This is a genomic window from Inquilinus sp., from assembly GCF_039594555.1.
Lineage (GTDB): Bacteria > Pseudomonadota > Alphaproteobacteria > DSM-16000 > Inquilinaceae > Inquilinus.
Map to the genome: position 1 here is coordinate 1 of NZ_JBCNNF010000259.1, position 9,932 is coordinate 9,932.

Annotated in this window: 7 protein-coding genes and 1 pseudogene; 3 read left to right on the forward strand and 5 right to left on the reverse strand. The window is 68.4% G+C overall.

Features of this window, described 5'->3' with window-relative positions; all coding sequences use genetic code 11:
- The 5 genes from ABDW35_RS24055 to ABDW35_RS24075 form a co-directional block, all read right to left on the reverse strand.
- On the reverse strand, positions 1-1,452 hold a 1,452-nt coding region (locus ABDW35_RS24055), incomplete at its 3' end, for an acyl-CoA dehydrogenase family protein (protein WP_343716398.1).
- Positions 1,453-1,464: 12 nt separating this feature from the next.
- Positions 1,465-3,795, reverse strand: a complete 2,331-nt coding sequence (locus ABDW35_RS24060) for a 3-hydroxyacyl-CoA dehydrogenase NAD-binding domain-containing protein (RefSeq protein ID WP_343716399.1) — start codon at positions 3,793-3,795, stop codon at positions 1,465-1,467.
- A 169-nt stretch (positions 3,796-3,964) separates the two neighbouring features.
- Positions 3,965-5,104, reverse strand: coding sequence for a thiolase family protein (locus tag ABDW35_RS24065; protein WP_343716400.1), 1,140 nt, complete (start codon positions 5,102-5,104; stop codon positions 3,965-3,967).
- 59 nt (positions 5,105-5,163) lie between these two features.
- Positions 5,164-5,589 (reverse strand): MerR family DNA-binding transcriptional regulator, encoded by a 426-nt coding sequence (locus ABDW35_RS24070; RefSeq protein WP_343716401.1) that lies wholly within the window; start codon positions 5,587-5,589, stop codon positions 5,164-5,166.
- A gap of 85 nt (positions 5,590-5,674) precedes the next feature.
- Entirely contained in the window at positions 5,675-7,414 is a 1,740-nt protein-coding gene (locus ABDW35_RS24075; RefSeq protein WP_343716402.1) for a long-chain fatty acid--CoA ligase, read from the reverse strand.
- Between the two features lie 139 nt (positions 7,415-7,553).
- Here ABDW35_RS24075 and ABDW35_RS24080 point away from each other — a divergent pair, with 139 nt between their 5' ends.
- The 3 genes and pseudogenes from ABDW35_RS24080 to ABDW35_RS24090 form a co-directional block, all read left to right on the forward strand.
- Positions 7,554-9,362 (forward strand): ABC transporter ATP-binding protein, encoded by a 1,809-nt coding sequence (locus ABDW35_RS24080; RefSeq protein ID WP_343716403.1) that lies wholly within the window; start codon positions 7,554-7,556, stop codon positions 9,360-9,362.
- 11 nt (positions 9,363-9,373) lie between these two features.
- Positions 9,374-9,535, forward strand: a complete 162-nt coding sequence (locus tag ABDW35_RS24085; protein WP_343716404.1) for a hypothetical protein — start codon at positions 9,374-9,376, stop codon at positions 9,533-9,535.
- A 208-nt stretch (positions 9,536-9,743) separates the two neighbouring features.
- Positions 9,744-9,932, forward strand: a pseudogene (locus ABDW35_RS24090) (hypothetical protein); the annotation flags it as partial.

The following is a 9,932-nucleotide window of genomic DNA, read 5'->3' on the forward strand; positions in this document are numbered from 1 at the left end:
CGCGTCCTCCGCCTCCTCGCGGATGAAGGCGTCGACCGGGTGGAAGAAGCTGCGCAGCAGCCGGCCCATATCCTGCGGCATCTTGCGGCCGACCAGGTCCAGCGCCTGGATGCCGTTGGCGCCCTCATAGATCTGGGCGATGCGGGCGTCGCGGACGAACTGCTCCATCCCCCATTCGCGGATGTAGCCGTGGCCGCCCAGCACCTGCTGGGAGCGGACCGCGACCTCCAGCCCCATATCGGTGAAATAGGCCTTCAGGATCGGCGTCATCAGCGACACGAAGTCGTTGGCGTTCTGCCGCACCGCCGGATCCGGGTGCTTGGTGTAGAGGTCGATGTTGATGCCGACCAGGTAGCCCAGCGCCCGCGCGCCCTCGGCGAAGGCCTTGCCGGTCAGCAGGTTCTTGCGCACGTCCGGATGGACGATGATCGGGTCGGCCGGCTTGTCCGGCGCCTGGGTGCCGGCCAGCGAGCGGCCCTGTAGTCGGTCCTTGGCGTAGGCAACAGCGTTCTGGTAGGCGACCTCGGCGATGCCCAGCCCCTGCATGGCGACGCCGAGCCGGGCCGTGTTCATCATCACGAACATCGCCCGCATGCCCTTGTGCTTCTCACCGACCAGCCAGCCGGTGGCGCCGTCGAGATTCATCACGCAGGTGGACGACGCCTTGATCCCCATCTTGTGCTCGATCGAGCCGCAGGCGATGCCGTTGCGGGCGCCGGCGACGACCGCGCCGTTCTCCTCCTTCGGCAGGAATTTCGGCACCACGAACAGGCTGATGCCCTTGATGCCCGGCGGAGCGTCGGGCAGGCGGGCCAGAACCAGGTGGATGATGTTCTCGGTCAGGTCGTGCTCGCCGGCCGAGATGAAGATCTTGGTGCCGGTGAGGCTCCAAGCGCCGTCGGCCGCGGGTTCCGCCCTGGTGCGGATCAGGCCGAGATCGGTGCCGCAATGCGGCTCGGTCAGGCACATGGTGCCGGACCAGGTGCCGTCGGCCAGCTTCGGCAGGTAGGTCGCCTTCTGCCGGTCGTCGCCATAGGCCTCGAGCGCGTTGTAGGCGCCCTGCGACAGGCCGGGATACATGCCGAAGGACATGTTGGCGGAGGACAGCACCTCCTCGATCACGACGTTCACCGCCTTGGGCATGCCCTGGCCGCCGAAGGCCGGGTCGGCCGACAGGCCGGTCCAGCCGCCCGCGGTGAAGGTGTTGTATGCCTCCTTGAAGCCCTTCGGCGTGTAGACGACGCCGTTCTCGAAGCGGCAGCCCTCCTCGTCGCCGGGCTGGTTCAGGGGCGCCAGCTCGTTCTCGGCCAGGCGCGCCGCCTCCTCCAGGATCGCGTCGACGGTGTCGGGCGTCGCCTCCTCATAGCCGGGCAGTTTCGCCAGCTGGCCGGCGTCCAGCAGCTCGTGCAGCACGAAGCGGATGTCGTCGAGCGGGACCTTGTAGCTGGGCATCGTCAGATCCTCTCAGTTCCGCAGCGGCTTGCCGGTGGCCAGCATGTGCTCGACCCGGGCGATGGTGCCGGGGGCCCGGACCAGCGTGGTGAACGCCTCGCGCTCCAGCGCCAGCACGTCGTCCTCGGTCAGCGTTTCGGTGATGTCGGTGTCGCCGCCCGACAGCACATTCGCCAGCTTGTCGGAGACGACGACGTCATAGGGCGTCGCCCTGCCGGTGCGGGCCAGGTCGGTCACCGCCAGGGCGAAGGCGGTCTTGGCGGTCGGGCCCGGCAGGCGGATCTCCTCGGCCGGCTTCGGCGGCTGGTAGCCCTCGGCCAGTGCCAGCGCGCGGGCCTTGGCGTCGGCCAGCAGCCGGTCGCGGTTCATGGTGATGCCGTCGGCCGGGCGGAGATACAGCAGCTCCTTCGCCTCGAAGGCCGATTTCGCCACCTTGGCCGTGCCGATGGTCTCGAACACCTGGCCCAGCGGCGGCATCGGCCCGCCGGGGCGCTTCGGCTGGCCATAGGCGCGCAGCAGCATCTCCTTGCAGCCGCCCCAGCCGGGGATCAGGCCGACGCCGACCTCGACCAGGCCGCAATAGGTCTCGGCATGGGCCTGGATCGCGGCCGCGTGCAGCAGGATCTCGCAGCCGCCGCCCAGCGCCATGCCGGCGGGCGCGGCCACGGTCGGGAACGGCGCGAATTTCAGTGCCTTGTAGGCATCCTGCCCGCCCTTCACCAGCGCCTCGATCTGCGGCCAAAGCGCGATGTTGATGCCGAACAGGGCGAGGCCGAGATTGGCGCCGACCGAGAAGTTGGTGCCCTCGTTGTAGATCACCATCGCCTTGTACTTGGTCGCGGTGATGCGGATCGCCTCGGCCAGCAGCGCCATGGTCTGGTCGTCGAGGCTGTTCATCTTCGAGGTGAACTCGAAGCAGGTGACGCCGTCGCCGATGTCCCACAGCGCCGCGGAGCCGTTCTTTGCGATCGGCTTGGCTGTGCGCTTGATGTCGGCCAGCAGCAGCACGCCGTCCGGCCGCTTCACCTCGGCATAGTCGCCGCCGGTGGTGAGATACTGCAGGCGGCCGTCCTGGACCCGGTAGAAGCTGCGGCCCTGCGCCGCCTTCAAGAGCGCCGGCACCGGCTTGCCCTGGCTCTCCAGCCAGCCGATCAGCCAGTCGGCGCCGACCTGGTCGATCAGCTCGAACGGCCCATAGGTCCAGTTGTAGCCGAGGCGCATGGCCTCATCGACCGCGACCACCGTGTCGGCGATCTGCGGCACCAGGCCTGCGGCATAGGACAGGGTCTGTCCCAGCACGCGGGCGGCATACTGTCCGGTCTTGTCGTCGAAGGCGACCAGCGCCTTCAGCCCGCCGCGGCGCGCCTCCTCGACGGCCTCCAGCTTCGGCTTGTCCGACTTCGCCCAGGCGCCGGTCTTGAGGTCGACGCTCTCCTTCACCCGGCTGCCGTCGGCGGCCTTGCTGAGGCGGTAGAAGCCGCCCTTGCCCTTGCGGCCGGTATAGCCCTCGGCGATCAGCGTCTCGATCGCCGGCTCGACCCGGTAGATCTCGCGATAGCCGTCATCCTTGGGCAGCGTCGCCAGCAGGCTCTTGGCGATGTGCGGCATCAGGTCGAGCCCGACCAGGTCGATCAGCCCGAACACGCCGGTCTTCGGCACGCCCATCGGCCGGCCGGCCACCGCATCCGCCTCCTCCACCGTCAGGCCGAGGTCGAAGGCGGCGTTGACCGCCGACTGGATCCAGTAGGTGCCGATGCGGTTGGCGATGAAGCCGGGCGTGTCCTTGCAGTCGACCACGCCCTTGCCGAGGCGGAGATCGGCGAAGCCGCGGATGGCCGCGACGAGAGCCGGGTCGGTTTCCGGCCCGGTCACCAGCTCCAGGAGGCGCATGTAGCGCGGCGGGTTGAAGAAATGGGTGATCAGGAAGCCGCGCCGGAACGCCTCGGACCGCCCCTCGGTCAGGATCGCCAGCGGGATGGTCGAGGTGTTGGAGGAGACGGCCGCGCCGGGCTTCATCACCTGCTCGATCCGGGCGTAGAGATCCCGCTTGACCGCCGCATCCTCCAGCACCGCCTCGACGATCCAGTCGCAGCCGGCCAGCTTGCCCAGGTCGTCCTCGGTGTTGCCGGGGGTGACCAGCTTCGCCGCCGCCTTCGACATGAAGGGCGCCGGGTCGGCCTTGGCCATGCGTGCCAGGGCGCCCTCGGCCACGACGTTCCGGTTGGCGGCGCCTTTCGGCACGATGTCGAGCAGCAGCACCGGCACGCCGGCATTGGCGAAGTGGGCGGCGATGCCGCTGCCCATCACGCCGGCGCCGATCACCGCGACTTGCTTGATGTCCATGGTTCAGCTCCCCGTGTCGGTGCCCGCCCCCTCACCCTCCCGTCGCTTTGCGACGGGCCCCTCCCTCTCCCCGAGGAGAGGGGTGGTTACCTCTCCCCCGGGGAGAGGTCGGAACCGCGGCAGCGGTTCCGGGTGAGGGGGTGGCGCCGAATTCGATCGTCAGTAAGGGTCAGGCGGCCTCGAGCACCGTGGCGATGCCCTGGCCGCCGCCGATGCACATGGTGGCCAGCGCCAGCTCCTTGCCCTCGCGCTTCAGGATCGACGCGGCCTTGCCGGTGATCCGGGCGCCCGAGGCGCCGAGCGGGTGGCCCAGCGCGATGGCGCCGCCGTCGATGTTGGTCTTGTCCCAGTCCAGTTCGAGGTCGCGGCCGACCGCCAGCGCCTGGGCGGCAAAGGCCTCGTTCAGCTCGACCACGTCGATGTCCTTGAGCGACAGGCCGGCGCGCTTCAGCGCCTTGCGAGTGGCGCCGACCGGGCCGATGCCCATGATCTCCGGCGCGCAGCCCGACACTGCGATCGACCGGATCCGGGCCAGGATCGGCAGCCCCGCCGCCTTGGCGAAGGCCTCGCTGGTCACCAGCGTCGCCGAGGCGCCGTCGGTCAGCGGGCTGGAGGTGCCGGCGGTGACCGTGCCGTTCTGGTCGAAGGCCGGCTTCAGCCCGGACAGGCCTTCCTGGCTGGTGTCCGGGCGGATGGTGCCGTCACGCTCGACCGTCCCGTCCTTCGTCGCAATCGCCACCACTTCGCCGGCGAACTTGCCGTCGGCCCAGGCCTTGGCGGCGCGCTGATGCGAGCGGATGGCGAAATCCTGCTGGCTCTCGCGGGTGATCTGGTACTTCACCGCCAGGTTCTCGGCGGTCACGCCCATATTGAAATAGGCCTCTGGCATCTCGGCCGCCAGCTTCGGGTTCGGCGCCGGGTTGAAGCCCATCATCGGCACCCGGGTCATGCTCTCGACCCCGGCGCACAGGAACGCCTCGCCCGCGCCCATCTGGATGGCGCCGGCCGCCTGGTGGATCGCCTGCATCGACGACCCGCAGTAGCGGTTGACGGTGACGCCGCCGACCGACTGCGGCAGCCCGGCCAGGAACACGACCATGCGGGCCATGTTGAAGCCCTGCTCGCCTTCCGGGAACGCGCAGCCGAGGATCAGATCCTCGATCGCCGCGGGGTCGACCCTGGTCTCGGCGACCAGCGCCTTGATCACGTCGGCGACCAGGTCGTCCGGCCGGACCCGGCGCAGATCCCCCTTGTTGGCGAAATGGTGCGGCGACCGCTTGAACCCGGCGATGACGACGCTCGTCTCCATGATGACTCACGCTCCTCAGAGTTTCTTGTCGCGGGCCCCGCCCGCGGATGGGCGGCGGCTCAGCCTTCCGGCAGCGCGCCTTCCCGCTTCAGAAAGGTGACGATCTCGTCCTCGATGCCCTTGAGGTCCTCGATCGTCTGCTGGACATCGACCAGCTGGGTCTCGAGGGCGGCGCGCCGCGCCCGGGCGCGGCCGAGGAAATAGGACATCTGCCCGACCTGGCCGTGGTCGCGGTCATAGAGGTCGAGGAATTCCTTGATCTCCGCCAGGGAGAAGCCGAGGCGCTTGCCGCGGCAGATCAGCGCCAGGCGGGCCCGGTCGCGGTGGCTGTAGATGCGGGTCAGGCCGGCGCGCTCGGGCGACAGCAGGCCCTCATCCTCATAGAACCGGATGCTGCGGGGGGTGATGTCGAAGGCTGCGGCGAGATCGCCGATCGAATAGGACCGCTGCTCGGTCTCCGCCTTCTCCCGGATCTCCGCCTCCATGGCGCCTCACCTTCGACTGCGTTGCTGCATGCCGTTTACGTAAACGTAAACTAGCGCAGTCGAAGGATCGGGTCAATCGGAAGCGCTAAGTGCCGGTCCTCGCAGCCGCCTCCGCAGCCCCCGAAGCCGCGGCGGCCCTGGCGGCCTCCTCCTCCAGCACCGCCTTGCGCGACAGCTTGCCGATCAGCGTCTTCGGCAGCGGCGTGTCGCGGAACTCGACCTGCTTCGGCATCTCGATCGGCGACAGCTTGTCCTTGAGGAACCCGATCAGACCCTCCGCGGTCAGGCTCTGGCCTGGCCGCAGCTTGATGTAGGCCTTCACCGTCTGGCCGCGATACGGGTCGGGCACGCCGGCGACGATGCACTCCTCCACCGCCGGGTGCAGGTAGATCGCCTCCTCGACATTGCGCGGATAGACGTTGAAGCCGGAGCACAGGATCATGTCCTTGATCCGGTCGACGATGAAGGTGTAGCCGTCCTCGTCCATGGTGCCGACATCGCCGGTGTGCAGGCGGCCGTTGCGCAGCACCTCCGCCGTGTCCTCCGGCCGGTTCCAATAGCCCTTCATCACCTGCGGCCCGCGGATGCAGACCTCGCCCCGCTCCCCGGTCGGCATCACCGTGCTGCGGTCGTCCAGCGACACGATCTCGATCACCGTCTGCGGCAGCGGGATGCCGATCGACCCGGTCTTGTTGACGCCGTAGAGCGGGTTGCAGGTGGCGATCGGCGAGGCCTCCGACAATCCGTAGCCCTCGACCAGCTTGCAGCCGGTCGCCGCCTCGAAGGCGTGCTTGACCTCGACCGGCAGCGGCGCGCCGCCGGAGATGCAGCGCTTCAGCGACGACAGGTCGTATTTGCCGCGCTCGGGGAAGTTGGCGATCGCGGTGTAGATCGTCGGCACCGCCGGGAAGAGCGTCGGCTTCTTGTCGTGGATCGTCTTCATGACGGTCTCGAGCTCGAAGCGCGGCAGCATGATGATCTCCGCCCCCGCCCAGATCGCCAGGTTCATCGCCACGGTCATGGCGAAGACATGGAAGAAGGGCAGCACCGCCAGCATCCGGTCCTGGCCAGGGACCATGCCGTCGAACCAGCAGCCGGCCTGCACCGCGTTGGCGTAGAGGTTGAAATGGGTGAGCATCGCCCCCTTGGGCGTGCCGGTGGTGCCGCCGGTGTATTGCAGCACCGCCAGGTCCTCCTCCGGCGCGATCGTGACCGGGGCGAAGCGCCCGTCATTGCGCACCAGATCGGTCCAGCGCAGATGCCGGCCGTCCTTCGGCACCTTCGCCACCTCGCGCCGCTTGACGATCGGGAACAGCAGGTTCTTCGGGAAGGGCAGCACGCCCGCCATCGGGCAGACCAGGACCCGCTTCAACGCGGTGCGGCCCAGCAGCGGCAGCAGCTTGCTGTGCAACTGCGCCAGGTCCAGCGTCACCATCAGCTCGGTGCCGCTGTCGTCGATCTTGGTGATCAGCTCGCGCTCGGCATAGAGCGGGTTGAAGTTCACCACCACGGCGCCGCATTTCAGCAGCGCGAAATAGCAGATCACGTAATACGGGCAGTTCGGCAGGAACAGGCCGACCCGGCTGCCCTTGCCGATGCCGGCGGCCTGGAACCCTTTGGCGGCGCGGGCGACCAGGTCACCGACCTGGCCATAGGTCAGGGTCTTGTCCATGAAGGTGGCGCAGGGCCGGTCGGCGAATTTCGCCACGGCGTCGTCGAGGATGGCGTAGAGAGGCCGGCGCTCGATCGGCTGGCTCCAGTCGATCTTGGGCGGGTACAGCTTGGCCCAGGCGTTCGGGCGGTCCGAGGCAAACGCCTCCGTCATATCGGTCTCCCTACGGATTTTCTCGGGCCGCAGCGCGGCCTTATCGCATGATGGTGCCGGTCAGCGGAACCGGCCGCAAGGTTGAAGCGGAGCCGGGGCCGTGGTTTAACGGCCCGCCCGATACTGGATCTGGATCACCTTGGCCAAGAACAGGGACAAGAAGCCGCAGCCGCGGCGGATGAGCGACCGCGAGATCGCGCAGCGTCTGCTGCGCAACTACATCCGGCCGCATTGGCCGAAGGTTGTGGCGGCGCTGACCTGCATGGCGCTGACGGCGGCGACCACCGCGGCCTCGGCCTGGGTGATGAAGCCGGTCATCGACGAGATCTTCACCGAGAAGAACGGCACCCTGCTGTGGCCGCTGGCCATGGCGGTGCTGGCGATCTTCGTGGTCAAGGGCATCACCGGCTACGCCCAGGGCGTGATCCTGAACAATGTCGGCCGGCTGATCATCGCCGAGCTGCAGGTGCGGATGTTCCGCAACCGGGTGCGGGCCGACCTGGCGACCTTCCACGAGACCACCTCGGGCCGGATGGTCAGCCATTTCACCAACGACGTGCAGTCGATGTACGGCGCGGTGGCGACCGGCATCACCGGCATCGGCCGCGACCTGCTGTCGCTGGTCGCGCTGATCGGGGTGATGTTCTACACCGATGTCGAGCTGGCGGCGGCGACCTTCATCATCTTCCCGCTGACCGTGCTGCCGGTGCTGCAGATCGGAAAACGCATCCGCAAGATCACCGGCAAGACCTTTACCCAGTACGGCTCGCTGAACAACCATCTCGGCCAGGTCTTCCAGGGTATCCGCCACGTCAAGGCGTACAATGCCGAGGACCGCGAGACCGGCCGCGCCGCCACGATCATCAACGAGGTCTCGCGCCTGCGGCAGAAGGCGATGCGGATCAGCTCCGCGACCAACCCGATCCTCGAGACCCTGTCGGGCGTCGCCATCGTCATCGTCATCCTCTATGGCGGGCACGAGGTCGTCTCCGGCTCGCGCACCACCGGCTCGTTCTTCTCCTTCATCACCGCGCTGCTGATGGCCTATGAGCCGCTGAAGCGCCTCGCCAATCTGCACAACACCCTGTCTTCAGGCTTCGAGGCGGCGGAGCGGGTGTTCGAGACGATCGACGCGGTGCCGTCGATCCGCGACGCGCGCGACGCGATGGCGCTGACGGAGTGCCGGGGCCGCATCACCCTGGCCGACGTGCATTTCGCCTACAGCCCGAAGATCCCGGCGCTGCGCGGCGTGACGCTGGAGGTGCCGGCGGGGAAAACCGCGGCGCTGGTCGGCCCGTCCGGCGCCGGCAAGTCGACCATCCTGAACCTGATCCCGCGCTTCTACGACGTGACCGGCGGCACGGTCGCGATCGACGGCCACGACGTGCGCAACCTGACCCTGCATTCGCTGCGCGACCACATGGCCCTGGTCAGCCAGGAAGTGACGCTGTTCGACGATACGGTGCGCGCCAACATCGCCTATTCCCGCCCCTCGGCGACGCAGGAGGAGATCGAGGCCGCGGCCAAGGCGGCGGCGGCGCACGACTTCATCCTGCGCCTGCCCAAGGGCTACGACACCATGGTCGGGGAGCAGGGGGTGAAGCTGTCGGGCGGGCAGCGCCAGCGCCTGTCGATCGCCCGGGCGATGCTGAAGAACGCGCCGATCCTGCTGTTGGACGAGGCGACCTCGGCCCTCGACACCGAGAGCGAGCGCCAGGTGCAGGCGGCGCTGACCCAGCTGATGGCCGGCCGCACCACGCTGATGATCGCGCACCGCCTGTCGACGGTGCGCAACGCCGACCTGATCTATGTGCTGGACCACGGCCGGGTGGCCGAGGTCGGCAGCCACGCGGAGCTGATCGCCGCCGGCGGGCTGTATGCCCGGCTGTGGACGATGCAGACCGCCGATGATGAAGAGCTGGCCGCGCTGTCGGCCGAGCCGATCTGAGGGGGAGAGATATGGACGAGACCGAAACGCTGCGCCAGCGGCTGCGCGGGATGCGCTGGTTCGCCGTCTGGGCCCTGATCTTCGGCCTCGGCATCGGCTTCTATGCCGGCTTCACCCTCGGCGTCGACACCGCCCGCGACGCCGCCGCGCTGACGGCGCCGAAGGCGGGGTAACGAATATCGAGCGTCTTCACGTTGCCTCTCCCGCCGGACGCGGGAGAGGCCGGGCTCGCGCAGCGAGACCGGGTGAGGGCTGGCCCAGGCCTCGACAAAATCCCCTCACCCGGAGCCGCTTCGCGTCTCCGACCTCTCCCGCAAGCGGGAGAGGCACACCCGGGGTCCGAACCGGTTAGATAGTGGACAGAATGGACCGGATACATCGTTGACAGGTTTCCTGGACGGCAAAGGGGGGGCTTTGCCGATGCCGTTCCAGGAGACGCGAGCGTTGGACGAGGCGGTTCGTTTTGTGACGGCCTGTCTGGCAGGCGAGGAGACGATGTCGGAGCTGTGCCGAGGGTTCGGGATCAGCCGTCAGTGGGGCTACGAGCTGATGCGGCGGTACCGGTCGGAG

Coding starts and splice junctions, on each gene's coding strand:
- ABDW35_RS24060 (WP_343716399.1), bottom strand. CDS start 3,795: ATGGACATCAAGCAAGTCGCGGTGATCGGCGCCGGCGTGATGGGCAGC.
- ABDW35_RS24065 (WP_343716400.1), bottom strand. CDS start 5,104: ATGGAGACGAGCGTCGTCATCGCCGGGTTCAAGCGGTCGCCGCACCAT.
- ABDW35_RS24070 (WP_343716401.1), bottom strand. CDS start 5,589: ATGGAGGCGGAGATCCGGGAGAAGGCGGAGACCGAGCAGCGGTCCTAT.
- ABDW35_RS24075 (WP_343716402.1), bottom strand. CDS start 7,414: ATGACGGAGGCGTTTGCCTCGGACCGCCCGAACGCCTGGGCCAAGCTG.
- ABDW35_RS24085 (WP_343716404.1), top strand. CDS start 9,374: ATGGACGAGACCGAAACGCTGCGCCAGCGGCTGCGCGGGATGCGCTGG.